Genomic DNA, 22083 nt, shown 5'->3' with positions numbered 1-22083 from the left:
TCGTCCGCGCCCGTCGTGGACGCCGCTTCCCCGTGAAACACCAACGGCGCCCGGGCGTGCATTCGCACGCCGGGCGCCGTGGGGAAAGCTAGCTGTCGGCGGTGGCCTTCTTCTCGCGCTTGCCGTAGCGCTTCTCGAAGCGCGCGACGCGGCCGCCCGTGTCGAGGATCTTCTGCTTGCCCGTGTAGAACGGGTGGCACTGCGAGCAGACTTCGACGTTGATCCGGCCGTCGGACTTGGTGCTGCGGGTCTCGAACGTGTTGCCGCAACCGCACACGACCGTGGTGGCCACGTACTCCGGATGGATGTCCTTCTTCATGGTGTCCCTTTCATGGTCGCCGGGTCACCCACGCGTTTGGCGTATCGGGTGTGAACCGGAACCGGACGTTGATTCGACGGCCCAGTATGCCACGACCGGGCACTACTCCCGAAATCGTGGGCGTCGGCCCGCATCTGGAAACAACTGTGTCTGTTGCCGCCCTATTCCCGACCGATACATTGGAACGGCGTTTCGCCGTCCGTCATCCGTCGGCACCCGCACCAGCGACCCACCGAGAAGATTGGGGCCTTACCGCCGATGATGGACCTGCTCGCCTCTCCCCCGACACCCGACTCCCCTCTCACCGGCGAGCAGAAGGCCTGGTTGGAGGGATACCTGGCCGGGTTGAAGGCGCGGCCGGATGTGACGGCGCCGGGCGGTGGCGAGCAGCTGCTCATCATCTACGGCACGCAGTCGGGCAACTCGGAATGGGTGGCCGTGCAGGCGCAGCGCCTCGCCGCCGCGCGCGGCCTGGTCAGCCGGGTCGCCGAGATGACCGAAGTCGGCATCGCCGATCTCGCGCAGGCGCGCAAGATCCTCGTCGTCGTCTCCACCTACGGCGAGGGCGACATGCCCGACGATGCCGCCGCGCTCTGGCAGTCCGTCGCGAGCAGCGAGGCACCGCGGTTCGACGGCGTCGAATTCGCCGTGTGCGGCCTCGGCGACTCGGGCTACGACGGCTTCTGCCAGACCGCCATCAACATCGACGGCCGCTTCGCCGAACTCGGCGCCCGCCGCGTCATCGACCGGGCCGAGTGCGACGCGAAGTTCCAACAGACCGCCGACGAGTGGCTGCCGCGCGCCCTGGACGCACTGGCCGGGATCGAGACGGTCCCCGCGCCGACGCCCGCCGCGCCCCCCGCCGAGGCGAAGCCGGCGCGCAAGCCCGCGTGGAGCCGGCGCAACCCGTACCCGGCGACGATCGTCGCGAACACGGTCCTCTCCGGGCCCGGGTCGGCGAAGGAGGTGCGCCACATCGAGATCTCCCTCGGCGACAGCGGCATCACCTACGAGCCGGGCGACGGACTGTCGGTCCTGCCCGTCAACGACCCCGTCGTCGTCGACCTCCTCCTCGCCCGCCTCGGTGCCACCGGCGACGAGGTGATCACCGATCGGCGCAGCGAACGGACCCTGCGCGAGACGCTGACCAGCCACTACGAGATCTCCACCGCGTCGAAGTACCTCATCGACTACGTCGCGTCGCGCAGTGGCGACGCCGAGTTGACCCACCTGTCCGAAACCGGCGACCGCGAGGCGCTCGAGGCCTGGCTGTGGGGGCGCGACGTGCTCGACGTGCTCAACGTCGACCCGACTCTGACGATCACGCCGGAGGAACTGCTCGGCGAGTTGCGCCCGCTGGCGCCGCGCGCCTACTCGATCGCCTCCTCTCCCGCGGCGCACGGCGACACCGTGCACGTCACGATGGGGACGGTCCGCTACCGCTCGTTCGACCGCGACCACGGCGGGGCCGCCACGACCTATCTCGCCGACCGGCGCGGGGAGGGCGACGAGGTCGGCGTCTTCATCACCCCGAACCGCTCCTTCCGACTGCCGGCCGACGACGTGCCGATCATCATGATCGGCCCCGGCACCGGGATCGCCCCCTTCCGCTCCTTCCTGCACGAGCGGGCCATGCGCGGCGCCACCGGCGACAACTGGCTGTTCTTCGGCGACCAGAAGCGTGCCGTCGACTTCGCCTACGCCGAGGAGATCGAGAAGTTCCACGCCGACGGCCTGCTCACCCGCCTCGACCTCGCCTTCTCCCGCGACCAGGGCCACAAGGACTATGTCCAACACCGGATGTCCGAGAACGGCGCCGACTTCTTCGCCTGGCTCGAACGCGGCGCACAGATCTACGTCTGCGGCGACGCGACGCGGATGGCCCACGACGTCGACGAGGCGATCCACGAGATCGTCGCCGAACACGGCGGCCTCGACGAGGACGGTGCCGCCCACTACGTCGACGAGCTCCGAACCTCGAAGCGCTACCTCCGCGACGTCTACTGACCGCTCCCCGACTGGGCACCCTTTGACCGCCGAGTGGGCACCCCAAATACGCCGAGTGGGCACCATTTGACCGCCGAGTGGGCACCCTCTACCCGACGGTCGACGTGCTAGGCCGCGCACAGTCCCGCGCCGCCCCCACTCGACAGGGATTGAGTGCCCACTCGGCGGGGTTGGGGTGCCCACTCGACAGGGATTGGGTGCCCACTCGACAAGGTTGAGGTGCCCACTCGACAAGGTTGAGGTGCCCACTCGACAGGGATTGGGTGCCCACTCGACAAGGTTGAGGTGCCCACTCGACAGGGATTGGGTGCCCACTCGGCAGGGTTGGGGTGCCCACTCGGCAGGGATTGGGTGCCCACTCGGCGGGTCAGGGTCGACTTAGTTTACTTAGGCATGACTAATATTGAGGCCATGTCTGAATCCCACCACCGGTGCTGCCACGCCGGAGCACTCTCCGACCTCGACCGTCTGCTGGCGACGCCAGACCTCACCGCGACGGTCATCGACCGGCCTGCGTCGGAGGTTCTCGCCGAACTCCCCCGGTTGCAGCAGGTGGTCGGGGTGACCGTCGCCGGTGCCGTCATCGTCAACGACGTCGGAGCCCACCACCGCCCGGCGCACCGCGGCGACCCGCTGCGCATCCCGACGTCGGGCATCGGTCTGCGGATCAGCCCGGACCTCACGGACACGGTGCTGATCACCGATCCGACGCCCCGGACACCGCCGACGGTTCGGGTGTTCGACCGCGACGGCAAGGCGGCGCACGTCACCTACCTGCTCGAGGAATCCGACCGACTGGCCTTCGAGGCGTTGCGGCTCTCGTTGTCGGCCGACATCGACCTACGCGATCGTCCCGACGCGGACGACGCGTCGCAGGCCACCGAAACCGACTCCGCCACCGCGTACCGGCCGGACCCCGACGACGAGCCGTCACCCGTCGACCAGGTAGAGCTGTTCGACTCGATTCTCGCCGACGGCGGACGGGCGCGACGAGGGTCGCTGGTCCACGACGAGGCCATCCAGGTGAATTCGCGCGCGGTCATCGCGACGCTGAAACACGCGGCACGACTGACGTTGCCGATCACGATGGGCGCGACCGGCCCGGGCTGTCTCCAGATCCGTCACGGCGCGATCCATCACGCGCGCGAGCACCTGGGATCGATGGTGCTGACGTCGGGACCGGCTCGCACGATGATCGACTTCAACCTGATCGGGCAGTGCTGGGTCACCACCGTCGCCGGCCCCTGGGGGCCCACCGCGGCCGTCGAACTCTACGACCAGCGCGGTCGGTGCTGCTTCATCGCGACGCAGACCGGTCTGGTCTCCGAGTCGACCTTCGACGCGTGGGAAACGCTGCTCGGCGATCTGTCGGACACCCGGATCTAGACCGCCACACAACGGCGACTACACGACGGCGACTAATCGTCGTCGTTCATCGTCCCCGGGGTGTTCGACTGCACCTGCATGAGGAATTCGACGTTGTTCTTCGTCTTCTTCAGCTGGCTGATGAGCAGGTCGATGGCCTGGTGGCTGTCGAGTCCCGACAACACGCGGCGCAGCTTGTGGACGATCTTGAACTCCTCCGGGGAGAGCAGCAGCTCGTCCTTGCGGGTGCTCGACAGGTTGACGTCGACGGCCGGGAACACGCGGCGCTCGGCGATCTTCCGGTCGAGTTTGAGCTCGGCGTTGCCGGTGCCCTTGAACTCCTCGAAGATGACCGTGTCACCGGTCGAGCCGGTCTCCACCAGCGCCGAGGCGATGATGGTCAGCGAACCGCCGTGCTCGATGTTGCGCGCGGCGCCCAGGAAACGCTTGGGCGGGTACAGCGCCGTCGAGTCGACACCACCGGAGAGGATGCGGCCCGAGGCGGGCGACGCGTTGTTGTAGGCGCGGCCCAGACGGGTGATCGAGTCCAGCAGCACGACGACGTCCTTGCCCTGCTCGACGAGGCGCTTGGCGCGCTCGATCGCCAGCTCGGAGACGCTGGTGTGGTCTGAGGGCGGACGGTCGAAGGTCGAGGCGATGACCTCGCCCTTCACGCTGCGCTGCATGTCGGTGACCTCTTCCGGCCGCTCGTCGACGAGGACGACCATCAGATGGCACTCGGGGTTGTTCGTGGCGATCGCGTTGGCGATGTCCTGCAGGATCGTCGTCTTACCGGCCTTGGGCGGCGAGACGATCAGGGCGCGCTGCCCCTTGCCGATCGGCATGATCAGATCGATCACGCGGGTGTCGAGGCGCTCGGTCGTCGTCTCCAGGCGCAGCCGCTCGTTGGGGTAGAGCGGGGTGAGCTTGTTGAAGTCGGGGCGCTTGCGGGCCGACTCGGGGTCGGTTCCGTTGACCGTGTCCAGGCGCACCAGCGGGTTGAACTTCTGCCGGTTGTTGCCCTGGCCGCCACCCTGTTGCTGCTGCTCGCCCTCACGCGGCACCTTCACGGCACCGGTGATGGCATCGCCGCGGCGCAGGCCGTGGCGGCGGACGAGGTTCATCGACACGTACACGTCGTTCGGCCCGGCCAGGTAGCCCGAGGTCCGCACGAACGCGTAGTTGTCGAGCACGTCGAGGATGCCTGCGACCGGTGCGACGACGTCGTCCTCGGTCAGCTGCACCTCGCCGTCGCGGTCACGACCGCCGCGACGGTTGCGCTCACGGAAACGACGGTTGCGCCGGTTGCGATTGCCACCCTGCTCGTCGTCGTCGTTGTTGTTGTTGTTGCGGTTCTGACCGCCCTGGCCGCCCTGGTTCTGGCCGCCCTCTTTGTCCTTGCCGGACTGGTTCTGCCCCTGGTTGCGGTTCTGGCCGTTCTGGCCGCCCTGCTCACCGCCCTCGCGGTTGCGGTTCCGGTTGCGATTGCGGTTGTTGCCCTGGCCGTCGCCCCGGTCGCCCTGATTTTCACCGGCCGGTGCGCCCGCCGACTCGGCAGCGGGTGCGGCAGCAGCGGGCTGCGCGTCGGTCGCCGGCGCCTCACTCGTGGGCGCGTCGCCCTGCGGCGCGTCATTCTTGGGTGCATCGGCCTTGGGCGCATCGGCCTGGGGCGCAGCAGCGGTATCGGCCTGCGGCGCCGCCGATCCACCGCCCTGGCGCTCCTTGATCGCGCTGATCAGGTCGCCCTTGCGCATTCCGGAGGCACCCTTGATGCCCAGGCCGCCGGCCAGCGAGCGCAGCTCGGGCAACACCATGGCCGAGAGGCCGCGCTTGAGTTCGGTGGAGTTGTCCGCACCGGTCGCGATATCGGCCGGGGCGGTGAGATCCGTATCAGTCACGGAAGTCCTTTCGTTCCCTCGACGCGCGGCGCGCGCGAAGGTGGATGAGTTTCCCTTCGGCGGGAAATCAGCTGGTCTGCTGGCGGCGGAAGTCGCAAGCCCCGGCCCGGAAGGCTCCGCAAGATTTCGGAGTTGCGCCGGAAATTCGGGGGGACGTCCGCAAACGGCGATTCACGATCGCTCAGCAAGACGTGACAATCGTACCCCGCCACCATGACGCGGGCAACAACCCGGCCCCGGCGACGTCCGCGTCACCCGCCGTTCGCCGCATCCGCCGGCCGCGCGTCGACGACGCTCGGCCCGTCGCTGATCGACGTCTCGACCATCGTGAAGCCCGGGTCGTCGCACAGCTCGGACGGGATGTCGGCGGTGTGCAGGACCAACACGGTGGGACCCGCGCCGGAGACCGTGGCAGCGAAACCGGCGCCGCGCAGCCGCGCGACCAGCTCCGCCGACGGGCGCATCGCATCGGCGCGATAGCCCTGGTGCAGGCGGTCCTCGGTGGCGGTCAGCAGCAATTCGGGTTCCCGGGTCAGCGCCACGACGGCGACCGCCGTGCGACTGAGGTTGAACACGGCATCGCAGCGCGGCACCGCGTCGGGCAGCAGTCCCCGCGTGTGGGAGGTCGACGATTCGGTGTGCGCGATGAACGCGGTGGCCCGGATCCGCGGATCGACGGTCAGCGCCCGCGCCGCGTAGCGCGGGCCGTCCGGCCCGTCGTCGGTCCACGTGACCACCGCGCCGCCCAGCACACTGGCCGCGGCGTTGTCCGGGTGGCCTTCGAACTCGGATGAGAGCTGCACCAGGTCGGCATCCGAAAGTGCTTGTACCCCAAGGTCTTCCGGTGCGGCGGCCAGCAGCGCGGACGCCGCGACGAGTCCGGAGACCACCGCCGACGCCGAGGAGCCGACCCCGCGCGAATGCGGGATCGCGTTGACGCACTCGATGCGCAGCCCGATCGCCTCGGCGCCGGCATGCGCCAAGCCGCGTCGGACCGCGCGGGCGACGAGGTGGGTCTCGTCGAGCGGCACCGTCGCGGCGCCCTCGCCGGTGACGGTCAGGACGACGCCGGGCTCGGCGACCGTCACGACGGTCACGTCGTCGTAGATGCCGAGCGCCAGGCCGAGACAGTCGAAGCCGGGCCCGAGATTCGCACTCGAGGCCGGGACGCGCACGGAGACGCCGAGCCCCGCGGGAAGGATGGTGGTCATGACTCGCGACACCGGCTCAGCCGACTCCGAGCGCCTGCGCGACGGCCCCCGGATCGACCGGGATGGCGCTGACCTCGGGCATGCCGAGCAATGCCGTGTCGGGATCCTTGAGACCGTTGCCGGTCACGGTGCAGACCACCGTCGAACCGGCCTCGATCCACCCGTCTGCCCGTGCGGCCAACAGCCCGGCGACCGACGCCGCCGACGCCGGCTCGACGAACACGCCGTCGCGTCCGGCCACCAGCCGGTAGGCCTCCAGCAGCTTCTCGTCGGTGGCCGCGCGGAACATCCCGTTCGACTCGTCGCGGGCCGCGATCGCCTGGTTCCAGCTGGCCGGCGAGCCGATGCGGATGGCGGTGGCGATGGTCTCCGGGTCCTTCACCGGCGCACCGTTGACCAGCGGGGCGGCACCGGCGGCCTGGACGCCGAGCATGCGCGGCACGGAATCGCTGACCCCGTCGGCGCGGTACTCGGTATATCCCTTCCAGTACGCGGTGATGTTGCCGGCGTTCCCGACCGGCAGCGCGTGCACGTCGGGGGCGCGCCCGAGGACGTCGACGATCTCGAACGCGGCGGTTTTCTGCCCCTCGATGCGCGCAGGATTCACCGAGTTGACCAGCTCGATCTCCGGGAAGTCCGCGGTGACCTTGCGGGCCAGCTCCAGACAGTCGTCGAAGTTGCCCTGCACCTGGATGATGGTGGCCCCGTGCATCACGGCCTGGGCCAGCTTGCCCATGGCGATCTTGCCCTCCGGGATCAGCACCGCACAGGTCATCCCGGCCCGCGTCGCATAGGCCGCCGCCGACGCCGAGGTGTTGCCCGTGGAGGCGCAGAGGACCGCGCGCTTGCCGTGGTTGAGGGCGGTGGTGACGGCCATCGTCATGCCGCGGTCCTTGAAGGAACCGGTCGGGTTGAGGCCCTCGACCTTCAGGTAGACGTCACAGTCGGTGACCGTCGAGAGGTGGTTGGCCCGGATCAGCGGCGTCGCCCCCTCCAACAGGGTGACGATCGTCCAGTCGTCCTCCACCGGCATCCGGTCGCGGTACGCCTCGATCAGGCCCGGCCAGGCACGGTGCACCGGGGCAGCGTGTTTACTCATCGGTTCCCTCCATCCGCAGCACCGAGGTCACCGCGGTCACCGCTTCCATCTTCTCCAGGGCGGCGACGGTCGTCGCCAGCGCGCCGTCGGGGGCGCGGTGGGTGATGACCACCAGTCGCGTCTCCTCGTCGTCGCCCTCCTGGCGGACAGCGGCGATGCTGACATCGTGCTTGGCGAACTCGCCCGCGACGCCTTCCAGCACGCCGGGTCGGTCCACCACCTTCATCGCGACGTAGTAGCGCGTCGGGACCTGCGCGATCGGCGCCACGGGCAGCGAGGCGTAGGTCGACTCCAACGGGCCGCGCCCGGAGTACACCTTGTTGCGGGCCGCCATCACGACGTCGCCCATCACGGCCGACGCGGTGGGTGCCCCGCCCGCGCCCTGGCCGTAGAACATCAAGCGCCCGGCGTTGGCCGCCTCGACGACGACGGCGTTGTATGCGCCGCTGACCGTGGCCAGCGGATGCGACAGCGGGATCAGGGCCGGGTACACCCGGGCCGAGATCCGCTCGGTGCCGTCGGCGTCGCGGATCCGCTCGCAGATCGAGAGCAGCTTGATGGTGCAGTCGAACTTGGCGGCGCTCGCCAGGTCGGCCGAGGTGATCTTGGTGATCCCCTCGCGGTACACGTCGGCGGCGGTGACCCGGCTGTGGAAGGCGATCGACGCCAGGATCGCGGCCTTCGCGGCGGCGTCATAGCCCTCGACGTCGGCGGTCGGGTCCGCCTCGGCATAGCCGAGGCGGCCGGCCTCGGCGAGCGTGGCACCGTAGTCGGCGCCGGTCTCGGCCATCGCCGACAGGATGAAGTTGGTGGTGCCGTTCACGATTCCGGCGACCCGTTCGACGGTATCGCCGGCCAGCGACTGCATCAGCGGCCGCACCACCGGGATGGCACCGGCGACCGCCGCCTCGAAGTACAGGTCGGCGCGGGCCTTGGCCGCCGCGTCGGCGAGCTCTCCGGTGTAGTCGGCCAGCAACGCCTTGTTCGCGGTGACCACCGACTTGCCGTTGTCCAACGCGGCGCGGATCAGCGTGCGCGGCGGTTCGATGCCGCCGACCACCTCGATGACGATGTCCACATCGTCGCGCACGACCAGACTGGCCGGATCGTCGGTCAGCAGCTCGGCGGGCACCCCCCGGTCGCGGGAGGTGTCGCGCACGGCGATACCGCGGATGACCAGCGACGCGCCGATGCGCGCACGTAGGTCGTCGGCGTTCTCGGTGATGATCCGGACGACCTCGGCACCGACGTTGCCCAAGCCGAGCACGGCGACGCCGAGTTCGCGCGGGCGTTGCTCGTCCGCCGTCGAAGCGGTGACGGTCACTGCGGTACCTCCAAAGACAGCAGGTCGGCGACGGTCTCCCGTCGCAGGATCTCTCGCGACGCGCCATCGCGCACTGCGACGACCGCCGGTCGCAGCGCCATGTTGTAGCGCGAGGACATCGGATAGCAGTAGGCGCCGGTGGCGCCCACGACCAGCAGATCGCCCGGGACGAGGTCCTCGGGCAACAGGCAGTCACGGATGACGATATCGCCCGTCTCGCAGTGCTTGCCCACCACTCGCGTCTGTGCCGCCGGCGCATCGGACACCCGCGACGCCAACCGGACGTCGTATTCGGCCCCGTACAGCGGTCCGCGGATGTTGTCGCTCATCCCGCCGTCGACCGACACGTAGCGGCGCACCGCTCCCCCGTCGAGTTCGACATCCTTGCAGGTCCCGACGCGGTAGAGGGTGACACCGGGCGGCCCGGCGATGGCCCGGCCCGGCTCGACGGCCAGCGTCGGCGTCGGCAGGCCGAGCGCCGCCGCCTCGCGCGCGACGACCTGCGCCAGGGAATCGGCCAGCCTCGTCACCGGAAGCGGGTCGTCGACCGGGAGATACGAGATGCCCAGCCCGCCGCCCAGGTCGATGATCGACAGCTGTTCGGCTCGTTCGCGGCCGAACTCGGCGAGCACGTCGCCGAGCAGGCCGATCACGCGCTGCGCGGCGAGTTCGAAACCGTCGAGTTCGAAGATCTGCGAACCGATGTGGCTGTGCAGGCCCACCAGCCGCAGATGCTCCGACGCGAAGACGGCCCGGATCGCGGTCATCGCGTTGCCGCCGCTGATCGAGAAGCCGAACTTCTGGTCCTCGTGCGCGGTGGAGATGAACTCGTGGGTGTGGGCGTTGACGCCGGGGGTGACGCGGATCAGCACATCGGCGATCGCGCCGCGGCGCGCGGCGATCTGCTCAAGGCGCTCGATCTCGATCAACGAGTCGAGGACGATGTGGCCGACCCCGGCGGCGACCGCGTCGTCGAGCTCGTCGACCGCCTTGTTGTTGCCGTGCAGCGCGATGCGCTCAGCCGGGAATCCCGCGTGCAGCGCGACGGCCAGCTCACCGCCCGAGCAGACGTCGAGGTTCAGCCCCTCCTGCTCGACCCACTTGGCGATCTCGACGCTCAGAAAGGCCTTCGACGCGTAGTGGACCTTGCCGTAGCGATTGAATGCCTCGCGCATGGCGGTGCAGCGCGCCCGGAAATCGGCCTCGTCGAAGACGAACAGCGGCGTGCCGTGGCGCTGCGCGAGGTCGTCGGCGCGGACCCCGGCGATGGTGAGCATGCCGTCGCCGTCGCGGCTGGTGCCGGCCGGGTAGACGTTCGCGGGGATCTGGGCTCCCGCGCTGTTGGGCGACATCACTACATCCGTTCCGGCGCGCCGACGCCGACCAGGGCGAGTCCGTTGGCCAATACCTGGCGAGCGGCGGCGCAGAGCGCCAGGCGGGCGCGGTTCACGTCGGTGGCCTCCTCGTCGCCGATCGGCAGCACGCGGCACTGGGTGTAGAAGCGGTGGTAGGAGCCGGCCAGCGTCTCCAGGTAGCGGCAGACCCGGTGCGGTTCGCGCAGTTCGGCGGCCGTCGCGACGACGTCGGGGAAATCCCCGAGCGTGCGGATCAACTCCCCTTCGGCCGCTTCGGTCAGCAATGCCACCGCCGACGGATCGGCGGTCAATCCGAGGTCGGCGGCGTTGCGGGCCAGCGCCGCGAGGCGGGCGTGCGCGTACTGCACGTAATAGACCGGGTTCTCGTTGGACTGCTTGCGCAGCAGGTCCAGGTCGATGTCGATGTTCACGTCCACCGACGAGCGGATCAGCGAGTAGCGCGCCGCGTCGACCCCGACCATCTCGACGAGGTCGTCGAGGGTGACGACGGTGCCCGCCCGCTTGCTCATCCGCACCGGCTCGCCGTCCTTGACGAGGTTGACCATCTGGCCGATGAGCACCTCCACCGACGCCGGGTCGTAGCCCAGCGCGGCCGCGGCCGCCTTCAGGCGGACCACGTAGCCGTGGTGGTCGGCGCCGAGCATGTAGATGAGGTGGTTGAACCCGCGGCCGAACTTGTCCTTGAGATAGGCGATGTCGCCGGCGATGTACGCCGCGTCGCCGTCGCTCTTGAGGACGACGCGGTCCTTGTCGTCGCCGTAGTCGGTGGAGCGCAACCACCAGGCTCCGTCGGACTCGTAGAGGTTGCCGTTGGCCTTCAACTCGGCGATGGACTCGTCGACGAGACCGCGCTCGAACATCGAGTTCTCGTGCGTGTAGACGTCGAAGTCGGTGCCGAACTCGTGCAGCGATTCCTTGATGTGGGCAAACATCAGGTCGACGCCGCGGGCGCGGAAGGCCTCGATCCGCTCGTCGTCGGGCAGGTCGAGGATGCCGGGCACGTCGGCGACGACGCGCTTGGCGATGTCGTCGATGTATTCGCCCGCGTACCCGTCCTCGGGGGTCGGCTTGCCCTGCGCGGCGGCGTCGAGGGAGCGCGCGAAACGGTCGATCTGGCCGCCGTGGTCGTTGAAGTAGTACTCGCGGGTGACCGCGGCGCCCTGCGCCGACAGCACCCGGCCCAGTGCATCGCCGACCGCCGCCCAGCGGGTTCCGCCCAGGTGGATCGGCCCGGTCGGGTTGGCCGAGACGAACTCGAGGTTCACCGTCGACCCGACGAGATCGGTTCCGCGGCCGTAGTCGGCGCCCTGCTCGAGCACCGCGCCGATCACGCTGTTCTGCGCGGCCGCCGCCAGCCGGAGGTTGACGAATCCGGGTCCCGCGATCTGCGCGTCGGCGATCCCCTCGTCGGCCGCATAGGCATCGGCCAGCCACTGCGCCAACTCGCGCGGCGCGACGCCGAGCTTCTTGCCGATCTGCAGCGCGATATTGGTCGAGTAGTCGCCGTGCTCGGGGTTGCGGGGGCGCTCGACCGTCACCGTCGCGGGGAGCGCGGCGGCGTCGAGCCCGTGCTCGGTGAGAACGGTCTGCGTCAGGCCGCGCAGCAGCGCGGCGAGGTCGGCGGGAGTCACGAGTCACCATTCTATGGAACCGGCGATCGACTAGCGTGGTGACCCATGCCGAACGACGACGCCGCCGCTGACACCACCGATTCGACCGCCGTTTCCGGTCCCGGACGGCCGCGCTGGCTGACCACCGCGCTCGTCGGGATCGCGACACTGCTGATCGGCATCGGCGCCGGGCTGGCCATCGGCCATGCGAAAAAGGGAGCCGACGACGATCACCATCAGCCGACGGCGAGCCGGACCGCCGTCGGCTTCTCCCAGGACATGATCACCCACCACGCCCAGGCGGTCGAGATGACGAAGATCGTCATCGAGCGCGGCGCCGACCCGAAGGTCCGCGACCTGGCGGTGGGCATGCTCAGCGACCAGAACAAAGAGATCGGCCAGATGACCGGGTGGCTGCAGTCCTGGGGTGCTCCCCTGACCAATCCCGGCGCGCCGATGTCGTGGATGAACCACGGGGGCGACGACCATTGCGCCGACGGCCACGTCGACGAACACTGCCCGGCCAAGCCCGAAGACGAGTCCGGCGAACACGAGCACGGACACGGCGACATGGACCACGGGGACATGGGCCACGGCGGTGTGGGGTCCGGTGCGCAGCCCACGACGCCCGGCGGGGCGCAGGCGGCCGGGCAGCCGCTGATGGAAGGCATGGCGACGCCCGCCGAGATGGACCGCCTGCGCAGCCTGACCGGTCCCGCCGCCGATACCTACTTCCTGCAGTTGATGCTGCGCCACCACCAGGGCGGTCACCACATGATGGCGATGGTGCTCGATCCGGCCAACGGCGCGCCGACCTATGTTCGCGCACTGGCGGAGAAGATGAACCGGGCGCAGACCGCCGAGGAGGCGACGATGACCCAACTGCTCGCCCAGCGCAACGCCAAACCGCTCGGCTGATCCGTCACGGCGCTCCACCCGGCCGATGACCACCTCTAGTCCGGCCGACGGGCGGTGGTGCCGCTGATAGTGTTGGTGTGTCGGTCGTCACATTTTGCGTCGGCGTGACGGAGCCGGGCGATCGCACCGGCTCGGGCCCGTCAGACACGCGCAGCCCTCGGCCGAGGTGAGGAGTCCGTCGCATGTCCACCAACGCACCGAAGGTCGACGCCGATATCGCCGCTCCGATGGACATGCTCCTGACGAGTTCGGCGAAGCCGTTTATCAGCCGCATCGCCCCCAACGGGAGTTGGGCGAAGCTGGCCAAATCGCTGGCCTCGAAACCGGGTGTCGTCGCCGACCGGACCAAGGGCCTGGCGGGTGAGATCGTGGACATCATCGCGGGCAACTCGGAGCGGACGGCGCCCCGCAGCGACTTCCGCTTCAAGGATCCGGCCTGGAATGAGAACCCCGTCCTGCAACGGGTGCAGCAGTCCTACCTGGCGGTCGCCGAGTTCGCGTTGCGGCTCGTCGACGACGCGGATCTCGATTGGTCCGACGAGGAGAAGGTGCGCTTCGCCTTCGACAACATCATCGAGGGCCTCTCCCCGTCGAATATTCCCTTTCTCTCCCCACTCACCTACAAGGCCATCATCGATACCGGCGGCCTCTCGGCGCTGCGGGGTGCCAAGCACTTCCTCTCCGACATGCGCTCAGCTCCGCGCATCCCGGAGATGGTGGACACCAGCGCCTTCGCGGTCGGCGACAACATCGCCAACACCCGCGGCTCGGTGGTGCTGCGGACCCGGATGTTCGAGCTGATCCAATACTCACCGCAGACCGAGAAGGTCTACGAGGTCCCACTGCTGGTCTTCCCGCCCGTGATCAACCGGTACTACGTCCTGGACCTGGCCCCCGGTCGCAGCCTGTTCGAGTTCTACCTGCAAAACGGCTTCCAGCTCTTCGCCGTCTCCTGGCGCAACCCCTCGGCGCGGCACCGCGATTGGGGCGTCGACGAGTACGGCGCAGCGATCATCGAGGCGATCGACGCGGTTCGAGCGATCACCGGCCAGAAGCACGCCAACATCCTGGCCAGTTGCTCGGGTGGGATGCTGACGTCGATGGCGTTGGCGCATCTGGCCGACCTGGGCCGCGCCGACGAGGTCACCTCGCTCTCGCTCGCGGTAACCGTGTTGGACCAGTGGCACGCGGGCACGGCGCCCGCCCTCACCGACCAGCAGACCGCGGAACGGGCGATCAAGGCGTCGCAGAAGAAGGGGTACCTCGACGGTGCCTCACTCGCCGAGGTGTTCGCCTGGTTGCGGCCGACCGACCTGGTCTGGCGCTACTGGGTGAACAACTACATCCAGGGCCGCAGACCGGCCGCCTTCGACATCCTGTACTGGAACGCCGACGCCATTCGGATGGCGGCCAACCTGCACCGCGACCTGGTGCAGATCGGCTTGAAGAACTCGTTGGCCACCGCGGGCGAGGCCGAAATGCTCGGAACCAAGATCGATCTGAAGAAGGTCACCCAACCCGCCTATGTGATCGGCGGGATCGCCGACCACATCTGCCCGTGGCAGTCGACCTTCCGCAGCGCGCAACTCCTCGGCGGCGACGACATCCGGTACGTCCTCTCCTCCAGCGGGCACATCGCTTCGCTGGTCAATCCGCCCGGCAACAAGAAGTCGACGTATCGCGTCGCACCGGTCACACCGCAGGACACCCCGGAGGAATGGCTGGCCGCGCACGAGACGGTCACGGGCACCTGGTGGACGGACCACATCGAATGGCTGGGCGAGCGCTCCGGCGGGCGACGGGCGGCAGCCGACCACCTCGGCGGCGGACCCGGGTTGGAGCCTCTCGGCCCCGCCCCGGGAGAATACGTCCATGAGAAGTAGCGCGGCCACGATGTCCGAACCGAGCCATGACCCGGCGGCATATGCCGAGCAGGAGCGCTTCGTCACCGTCGGCGGCCAGCGCTTGCGCGTGCGGTTTCGACGCGGGCAGGGCGTGCCGCTGGTCCTGTGCAACGGGATCGGCGCCGCATTGGAGACCTTCGACCCGCTGGTCGCCGAGTTCGACCCGACACGACCGCTGGTCCGATTCGACGCGCCCGGTGTGGGCGAGTCGTCGGTGTCACCGCTGCCCTACGGATTCCCCTACCTGGCCTGGGTACTCGGCAAGCTGCTCGACAAACTCGACATCGACACGGTCGACGTCCTCGGCTACTCGTGGGGTGGCGCCCTGGCCCAGCAGTTCGCCTTCCAGAACCCCAAGCGGTGTCGGCGCCTGGTCCTGATGGCCACCGGCACCGGCGCGCTGATGGTGCCCGGCAGCCCGATGGTCCTGCGCAAGATGCTCACCCCGCGCCGCTACCGCGACCCGGACTATGCGGCGCAGATCGCCGGTGACCTGTACGGCGGCGCGGTGCGCGGCAAGGGCGGCGCGGTCGCCGACGTGATCGGTCACGCCATGCACAACAATTCGAGGCGCGGCTATGTCCACCAGCTGGCCGCCGGATCGATCTGGACCTCGCTGCACGGCTTGCCGTTCCTGCGACAGCCGACGCTGGTCATCGCCGGCGAGGACGATCCCATCATCCCGTTGGTCAACGCACGGATCATGCAGAGGCTGCTGCCCAACGCCACGGTCTACCGCCATCCCGGCGGCCACGTCGACCCGATCATCGTGCCAGCCCCCTTCGCCCATCGGATCGACGCCTTCCTCAGCTCCTAGCAACCTCAGCGCCGGTGGTCGAGTGGATCCGAGCCGATAGGCGAGGAACCGTATCGAGACCCACCCCAACCCCGCCGACTGGGCACCTCATGCGCGCCCACTGGGCACCCCAACCCCGCCGACTGGGCACCCCAACGACGCCCACTGGGCACCCCAACCCCGCCGACTGGGCACCTCAACGACGCCGACTGGGCACCTCAACCCCGCCGACTGGGCACCTCAATCACCCTGCCGGGCCACTCCCAGCGCTCCGCGGGTCTCGCGGGTGCCGATCCACACCGCGGCGACGACGGCACACAGGACTCCGGTCAGCGCGAACGCCGGCCCGAAGCCGAATCGATCGGCCACGAAACCGGCGATGACCGGGCCGGCGATCGTCCCCGAGTCCTGCGCCATCTGGTAGGTCGAGAGCGCCGTCCCGCCGCGGCCGCCGTAGAGAACGTCGGCCAGCGTCGCCTGGATGACGGGTGCGACCAGTCCGGTGCCCATTCCGGCGACCACGGTCACGGCGAGGGCGCCGAACACCGAACCGACCAGCGGCAGCAGCGCGGTGGCGCCGGCCAGCACGATCATCCCGACGACGAGGAACGGCCGTCGGCCAAACCGGTCGGAGGCGCGTCCGGCCGGGATCATCACCAGGACGTCGCCGACCGCGTAGGCGGCGAGCGCGAAGCCGCCCATCGCGAGTCTCTGGTGCAGCACCTCCGTGAAGTACAGCGGCAGCAGCGACACCCGCATGGCGAACACCCAGCCGAATACGACGGCGGTGAGGATCACCGCACGGTAGGCACCGACGCGCCACGCGGTGGACAGGCTCGGCCCGGTCGCCTCGTCGACGGCGGGTTCCGCGAGCGGAGAACGTCTCAACGCCGCCCACACGACACCCGTGGCGATGACCAGCGCCACCGCGTAGACAACGAAGGGCACGCGCATACCGAGGCCGACGAGGCCGCCGCCGACAAGCGGACCGACGATGTTGCCGAGCACGAAACTCGAGGAGTACAACCCGGAGACCCGGCCTCGGATGGGCGGCGGCGAGATCCGGATGAGCAGGCTCATCGCCGACACGGTGAACATGACCGACCCGATGCCGCCGAGCGCGCGCAGCACCAGCAGTTGCCAATAGCCCTGGGCGAAGGCACAGGCGAAGGTCGACGCGGCGACGATCAGCAGGCCGGCGAGATAGACCGGTCGTTCCCCCATCCGCCGCAGCAGCGGTGCCGTCGCCGGGGCGAAGGCCAGGCGCATCAGGGCGAACGCGGAGACCACCATCGTCGCGGCGGTGATCGACACATGGAAGCTGCGTGCGAAGCCGGGTAACACCGGGGCGACGAGCCCATAGCCGAGGGCGATGACGAATGCGGCGGAGACCAGCACCCACACCGGGCCGGGAATGCGGGGCTTCATACCGTGCGCCTGCCTAGATCGATCTCTATTCACACTCGGTGGCGCCAACCGGACGATGCCGGCGGGGATGCGACGGCGCCCTTCCCCGGAGCCCTTTGGAACTTACCCATCGGCTCGGGAAGCCCTGCGACCAGGGTCCGCGCCATTCCTCGTCAATCGCCCGAATCGTGCTGCGGCGAATCGGAGTTCCGATTTCCGATCGCAGCGACTGAGTAACCTACGCGAATGGCGAGTGCGACGTTCCTGTTCGACGGACAACCGGTGCCGTGGAGCACAACGGACGTAACCGACCTCGAAACACAGCTCGGAGTCGACCTCCCGCCCGACTATCGCGAGTACATCCTGACCACCGGATCCGGGCCGATCTTCGAACGCGTCGTCCCCGGCACCAATGACAACGGCGTCGTCCGGGAGATTTACTCGCGCGAGCGCATCGACGGGATGCGCGAGGCGGAGTCTGGGTACTTCGAGTGGGTGCCCACCCGCTACCTGCCGGTCGTCGCCGGGAGCGGGGGCAACCTCTGCGTCGGCCTGAAAGGCGACGTACGGGGCAAGGTCTGCTGGGCCGACTTCGACCTCGCCGAGGAGACGCTCGACGGGGGAGAGTCGTCCGAGTCGATCATGAAGCCGATCGCGGGCTCGTGGACCGAGTTGATCGCAGCGATCAACGGCTGGCAACTCGTGTAGGGAATGACGACCCGGCTCCTCGGCGCAGCGCGCCTGCATGAAACTCTTTCAAACACAGTAGGCGCACACCGGCCGGAAGCCGACAGGGATGTGGGAGTGCCCCCGGCAGGAATCGAACCTGCGGCCTTCTGCTCCGGAGGCAGACGCTCTATCCCCTGAGCTACGGGGGCTCGGGACGCAGCAAAGCCTATCCCACCGCGGTGCGCTGTTCCAAAGCACGTGGAACACGCGGCGTTTCGCCCGCTACAGCGTGACCAGACCGGCCGTCTCGACGTCGCGGTAGCGCTCCGGGGCACAGGTGAGAACGATGACCTGTGCGTGTTCCCCCGCCCTGGTGAGCACCTGCGCCATCTGCGCGAGCCGCTGCGAATCGGAGTGGCCCAGGGCGTCGTCGATGATCACCGGGACGCCGTCGGCCTCGTCGACCAGCATCGCGCAGGCCAAGCGCGCGATGATGCCGATCTGTTCGCGCGTTCCGACCGAGAGCTCGCCGAAAGGCACGGTGCGGTCGTCGAGGGTGCGGGCGGTGATGCCGAGGCTCTCGTCGACCGTGAAGCGCACATCCGCGCCGAACAACGGAGCCGCGAGGTCTTCGAGTCGGCGGCGAAGCGGGTCGCTGAACCGCGCGTGCGCCTCGCGACGATGCTCGTTCAGCGTCGTGCGGAGCAGTTGCGCGGCGCTCGCCCGCGCCTGCACCCGGTCGAGTTCCGCCTGGGCGGCGGCATGGGCCGCCGCCGCCTCGTCGCGACGGTCGGCTCGTGCGTCCTCCCGGCTCACGTCGATTCGAGCCTTGGCGTGTGCCAGGTCCTGATCCACCTCGGCGCGGGCGCGGACCTGCGCGGACATCTGCGCCTCCAGTCGCTCGACCCGCTGATCGGCCTCGGCGAGGTCCGCCGCGTCGAGTTGCGCCCGCAACTGTCGCTGGGCGGCATCGGCCCGCGCCGAGGTAGCCGTATGCCGATCCACTTCGGCGTCGAGTTCCGCGTCGGACTGCTCCCGGCGGGACTCATCGAGTCCTTGCTCCAACTCCGCGAGCCGCTCCCGCGTCCGCGCGAGATGCTCCTGTGCGCGCCGCGCGGTGGCCGCCACCTCGGCGGCGTGCCGGACGTGATCGGCGACGGCGCGTTCGGCGGTGAGATGCGCACGGGCCGCACTCCGCTCGGCTTCCCGCAATTCGGCCAGGTCGGATCCGGTTTCCTCGGCTGCCTCGTCAGAGTCGGGGCCCGCCTGGGCGCTCAAGTTGTCGACGAGCAGGCGCAGCTCGTCGAGGTCCGCGCCGGCGCAGACCCGCCGCACCTCCGCTCGGGCGGCCTCCACCCGTGGCACGATGGCCAGACGCTTCTCCCCCAGCTCGGCCAGCTCATCCACGCCGCCTGCGCCGTGCGCATCGCACAGTTCGGCGATGCGCCGCGACAGCTCCTCCCGCTGTCGTGCCAGGTCGGCGGCATCGGCGGGCGGCAAGAGTTCGACGCGCACCACCCCGGGCACCTCGACAATGGTCTCCCGCTCCACGGGCACCGGTTCGGCGGTGCGGACGGCCTCCCCGTCGACGAGGACCGATTCGGTGCCCAGCGGCACGATCTGCATCATCGTCGAAGCGGCACTCAACTGCGACGTGGTCGTCGTCAGCTCATCACGGAGCGCACGGGCCTGTGCCATGACGCTGAGGTCGACGGTGTTGGCCGCGAGTTCGGCCTCGCAGCCGGCCAGAGTCGTGGTCGCCGTCTGCGCGTCGTGCAACCGGGCACGGGCAGCCGCGAGTTCGGCGCGCAGCCGAGCGGCCCGTTCGCGGGCTTCGCCGGCCTCGACGGCCCCTCGGGCGGCGGCCAACGCCGCCTCGGTCGCGGTGCGCTTCCCGAGCAGCTCCCGCTCCTGCTCGGCCGCCCCCTGCGCGACGGCGGTGGCCTCCGCGAATGCCCTCTCCGCACCGATCCGCCGTTCGCCGTATTCGGCAATCTTCTCGACGACACGGATACGGGCGTCGCGTTGTCCGACGACCTTCTCGTGGCGCATCCGGGCGGTCTGCGCCTCGGCCTGCGCCTTGGCGTGGCGGTCCCGCACCTCGTGCGCCTGCTGCGCCGCGCGCTGCGCCCCGTCGATCTCCACGTCGAGTTGCTCGATGGCGGAGCCGATGAGTTTGCGCTGCGCGGTCAACCGTTCGACGGTGGCCATGTCCTGGTCGAGCGCCTCGAGCGCGGCCTCCAATCCCGTGAGCTCGGTCTGGGCCCGCGCTTCGCGTTGCCGTGCCGCCAGCAGTTCCCCGGTGGGCTGGCCGCGCCCGACCGTGTAGTACCGCGCGTATTCGTTCTCGACGGCGGCGAGCAGGTCGGTGTCGTCGTCGCCGCCGGCGTCGTCCGTCTGCCCGTGATCGGTGACGGCGCGGTCGAGTGCGCGAGTGACCGATGCGCTGTCGGACACGGCCGGCGACGTACCGACCGCGCCGTCCTGCATTACCCGCGAGGCGTGCAACAGTGCGCGGTCGACGGTCGTGTCGAGAATCGCGAGTACCCGCTCGTGGGCCGCCTTGCCGGTCAGCTGCTCGGGCTGCGGTTCGTGGACGACGAGGGTCGTCGACTGCCCCTTGTTGTAGGTCTTCGCATAGGTGAACCGCCAGGGGCCACAACTGATCTCGGCCTCGATCTGCGTCGCGACGTCGCAGCCGACGGGTTGGACCGCGGTCACCCGCTTGCTCTTGGACGCCGACGGCACCTCGAGCAGCAGGTCGAGCGCCTCCACCATCGACGACTTACCGGCTTCGTTGGGGCCAGAGACGACGGTGACCCCCGTCGACGGGAATTCGCAGTCGCGGGCATCGATGCCGCGGAAGTCGCGCAGCCGTAGGCGGTGCAGCTTCACCGCACTCCTCCGGACAGCCGGCCGAGCAACCCCAGCGCATCCCGGGCCGCCGGCGCGTCGGCGGCGTCGGAGTTGGCCTGCTCGACCAGGGAAGCGGCAGCCTGGGCGGCATATCCGCGCAACCCGAGCGCATCGACGTCTGCCGGGTCGGCGACGACGCGCAGGTCGTCGCGGGACGGCCACCTCGTCACGGCGGCAAACCGATCGGCGGAGCGGTCGAGCAATTCCTCGAGTTCGCCGTGATCCGCGATGGACAGGGTCCCCACCAGGCCCAGCCGCACGACCGTGGTCGGCTTGTCGGCGATCTCGTCGAGCCGCGTCGCCAACGCCTCGACGTCGGCGGCGGTGTTCACGTCGGCCTCGATCGAGCGGAACCGCCATCGACCGACGCGGTGGGCCCGCACCTGCGCGTCGCGCCGGGTGCCGCGGGTCAGCGTCACCACCAGCGCATCGCCGGAGCCGGTTTCGACGTTGTCGAAGTCGGTGGCCTCCGGGGCGCCCGAGTACCACACCCGCCCAGTGGCGCCCAGCTCGGTGACCGAGTGCCGGTCGCCGAGCGCGACGTAGTCGATCACCTCGGCCGCCGCGGCCCGCTCCAGCGGGGCGAGAGCGACGATCGACGGATCCGAACTCGGCGACAACTCGTCGATCCCGCCGTGTCCGACGACGATGCGGATCCGGTCATCGGCGCGCAATCGACCCACCTGGTCGCCGACGAGATCACTGGTCGGCGCCTTCGTCGGCCACGGCGCGACGACCAGGTCCACCCCGTCGGCCACCTCGTGCACGCCGGGCGCCGCCAGGACGACGACGTTGGCCGGACGACGCTTGGCGAACACGTCGGAGCGGTACACGCTGGCCGCGTTGTACGGATCGTGGTTGCCGGGCAGCAGGTACACCGGCACGGCGAACCCGGCCAGCCGGTCGAGTGCCTGCGTGACGATCTTGGCCGAGACGCGGTGGTCTTCGAACACGTCGCCGCAGACGGCGACGAACTGGGCCGCCGACGTCTCGGCCAGGGCCCCGATGCGGTCGATGGCCGCGAGCCGATCCGCGGTGAACTGGACCTGGGCGTCGGGACCGAGGAAATGCCTGGTCATACCCAACTGCCAGTCGGCGGTGTGGACGAAGGTGACCGTCCGCTCGGGGGCCGTGGCACCCGCCGACGAGACCGACTCCACGTCGAACAGCGTGTCGCCGTGGAACGCCTCGTCGTCAAATGCGGCTGCGGTCACAGTTGGTCCTCCCATCTCCCTGCATCGTAAGAGGGACCCCCGACAAAGCA

The 22083-nt window shown here is 69.5% G+C and carries 16 protein-coding genes and 1 tRNA gene; 6 read left to right on the top strand and 11 right to left on the bottom strand.

The features are described from left to right. Positions 1–88 precede the first annotated feature (88 nt). Complete coding sequence (rpmE, locus tag HUN08_RS06270; RefSeq protein WP_124247936.1) at positions 89–319, bottom strand: 50S ribosomal protein L31; 231 nt, start codon at positions 317–319, stop codon at positions 89–91. Between the two features lie 261 nt (positions 320–580). On the opposite strand from rpmE, the gene HUN08_RS06265 reads away from it, so the two are divergent. Then, positions 581–2326 carry a sulfite reductase flavoprotein subunit alpha gene (locus HUN08_RS06265; protein ID WP_124248011.1) on the top strand — a complete coding sequence of 582 codons (1746 nt, stop codon included), beginning with the start codon at positions 581–583 and terminating at the stop codon, positions 2324–2326. 411 nt (positions 2327–2737) lie between these two features. After that, positions 2738–3712: a ChuX/HutX family heme-like substrate-binding protein gene (locus HUN08_RS06260; RefSeq protein ID WP_165353428.1), complete on the top strand. Its 975-nt coding sequence runs from the start codon at positions 2738–2740 to the stop codon at positions 3710–3712. A gap of 32 nt (positions 3713–3744) precedes the next feature. Here HUN08_RS06260 and rho read toward each other — a convergent pair whose 3' ends face one another. From rho to argS, 6 genes are all read right to left on the bottom strand, one after another. Beyond that, the gene (rho, locus tag HUN08_RS06255) at positions 3745–5505 is read right to left on the bottom strand and encodes a transcription termination factor Rho (RefSeq protein ID WP_124248012.1); all 1761 of its coding nucleotides are present in this window, start codon (positions 5503–5505) and stop codon (positions 3745–3747) included. Positions 5506–5840: 335 nt separating this feature from the next. Beyond that, positions 5841–6800, bottom strand: a complete 960-nt coding sequence (gene thrB / locus HUN08_RS06250) for a homoserine kinase (RefSeq protein WP_124247938.1) — start codon at positions 6798–6800, stop codon at positions 5841–5843. 16 nt (positions 6801–6816) lie between these two features. Then, entirely contained in the window at positions 6817–7899 is a 1083-nt protein-coding gene (thrC, locus tag HUN08_RS06245; protein WP_124247939.1) for a threonine synthase, read from the bottom strand. Further along, positions 7892–9223 carry a homoserine dehydrogenase gene (locus tag HUN08_RS06240; RefSeq protein ID WP_124247940.1) on the bottom strand — a complete coding sequence of 444 codons (1332 nt, stop codon included), beginning with the start codon at positions 9221–9223 and terminating at the stop codon, positions 7892–7894. Before HUN08_RS06240 ends, thrC begins: the two co-directional genes overlap by 8 nt. Next, positions 9220–10575 carry a diaminopimelate decarboxylase gene (gene lysA / locus HUN08_RS06235; RefSeq protein WP_124247941.1) on the bottom strand — a complete coding sequence of 452 codons (1356 nt, stop codon included), beginning with the start codon at positions 10573–10575 and terminating at the stop codon, positions 9220–9222. The genes HUN08_RS06240 and lysA overlap by 4 nt, the downstream gene beginning before the upstream one ends. A gap of 2 nt (positions 10576–10577) precedes the next feature. Then, a complete protein-coding gene (argS, locus tag HUN08_RS06230; RefSeq protein ID WP_124247942.1) occupies positions 10578–12230 on the bottom strand; it encodes an arginine--tRNA ligase in 1653 nt (550 codons plus the stop codon). Positions 12231–12275: 45 nt separating this feature from the next. Here argS and HUN08_RS06225 point away from each other — a divergent pair, with 45 nt between their 5' ends. The 3 genes from HUN08_RS06225 (at position 12276) to HUN08_RS06215 (ending at position 15848) form a co-directional block, all read left to right on the top strand. Further along, on the top strand, positions 12276–13127 hold the full coding sequence (locus HUN08_RS06225; protein ID WP_124247943.1) for a DUF305 domain-containing protein: 852 nt from the start codon (positions 12276–12278) through the stop codon (positions 13125–13127). Between the two features lie 182 nt (positions 13128–13309). Then, complete coding sequence (locus HUN08_RS06220; protein WP_124247944.1) at positions 13310–15010, top strand: alpha/beta hydrolase; 1701 nt, start codon at positions 13310–13312, stop codon at positions 15008–15010. 10 nt (positions 15011–15020) lie between these two features. Further along, positions 15021–15848 carry an alpha/beta fold hydrolase gene (locus tag HUN08_RS06215; protein WP_124248013.1) on the top strand — a complete coding sequence of 276 codons (828 nt, stop codon included), beginning with the start codon at positions 15021–15023 and terminating at the stop codon, positions 15846–15848. Positions 15849–16067: 219 nt separating this feature from the next. Here HUN08_RS06215 and HUN08_RS06210 read toward each other — a convergent pair whose 3' ends face one another. After that, positions 16068–17255 (bottom strand): MFS transporter, encoded by a 1188-nt coding sequence (locus HUN08_RS06210; protein WP_124247945.1) that lies wholly within the window; start codon positions 17253–17255, stop codon positions 16068–16070. Between the two features lie 225 nt (positions 17256–17480). Here HUN08_RS06210 and HUN08_RS06205 point away from each other — a divergent pair, with 225 nt between their 5' ends. Further along, complete coding sequence (locus HUN08_RS06205) at positions 17481–17942, top strand: SMI1/KNR4 family protein (RefSeq protein WP_124247946.1); 462 nt, start codon at positions 17481–17483, stop codon at positions 17940–17942. A gap of 97 nt (positions 17943–18039) precedes the next feature. Here the strand turns inward: HUN08_RS06205 and HUN08_RS06200 are convergent. From HUN08_RS06200 to HUN08_RS06190, 3 genes are all read right to left on the bottom strand, one after another. Then, positions 18040–18112 (bottom strand) — tRNA-Arg (locus tag HUN08_RS06200). A 73-nt stretch (positions 18113–18185) separates the two neighbouring features. Next, positions 18186–20798 (bottom strand): ATP-binding protein, encoded by a 2613-nt coding sequence (locus tag HUN08_RS06195; protein WP_165353429.1) that lies wholly within the window; start codon positions 20796–20798, stop codon positions 18186–18188. After that, complete coding sequence (locus HUN08_RS06190; RefSeq protein WP_124247948.1) at positions 20795–22048, bottom strand: metallophosphoesterase; 1254 nt, start codon at positions 22046–22048, stop codon at positions 20795–20797. The genes HUN08_RS06195 and HUN08_RS06190 overlap by 4 nt, the downstream gene beginning before the upstream one ends. Between the last annotated feature and the right edge of the window lie 35 nt (positions 22049–22083).

The sequence above is a fragment of the Gordonia sp. X0973 genome, assembly GCF_013348785.1.
Classification (GTDB): domain Bacteria; phylum Actinomycetota; class Actinomycetes; order Mycobacteriales; family Mycobacteriaceae; genus Gordonia.
The sequence above is the reverse complement of the archived record's forward strand: the minus strand, read 5'-3'. Positions and strand labels throughout refer to the sequence as shown.